The organism is Tepidibacillus sp. HK-1 (assembly GCF_001748485.2).
Taxonomy (GTDB): domain Bacteria; phylum Bacillota; class Bacilli; order Tepidibacillales; family Tepidibacillaceae; genus Tepidibacillus_B; species Tepidibacillus_B infernus.
Window position 1 is genome coordinate 1 of sequence record NZ_BDGM02000061.1, and the last position, 524, is coordinate 524.

Annotated in this window: 1 rRNA gene; it reads right to left on the reverse strand. The window is 42.2% G+C overall.

Going from position 1 to position 524, the window contains the following annotated elements:
- A 23S ribosomal RNA gene (locus BEN26_RS13840) occupies nucleotides 1-524 on the reverse strand; the annotation flags it as partial.

The following is a 524-nucleotide window of genomic DNA, read 5'->3' on the forward strand; positions in this document are numbered from 1 at the left end:
ACCTTAGGTTTTCGGCGGACAAGATTCTCACTTGTCTTTTCGCTACTCATACCGGCATTCTCACTTCTTATCGCTCCACCGCTCCTTTCGGTACGACTTCTATGCAATAAGAACGCTCCCCTACCACACAGAGGTCAGTTGTCAGAAATCAGAAGTCAGAGATTATTCCCACTTCCTTAGAAGTGAATAGATTTGTTTGCCTAACCCATCATATTTATTGAATATCTCTTGATGAACTAACCTAGTTCGTATTTTTCGAAGTCCGGAAATTTTTGAGTCATTTTGTGAATTTCTAATGCTAACCTATACGATAATTGATATATCCTTAAATCAGTATAGTGCTTTATCACATTTACCCTCTCTTTCCGACTTCTGACCTCTGAATACTGACCTCCGTATCCATAGCTTCGGTGATACGTTTAGCCCCGGTACATTTTCGGCGCAGAGTCACTCGACCAGTGAGCTATTACGCACTCTTTGAATGGTGGCTGCTTCTAAGCCAACATCCTGGTTGTCTGTGCAAC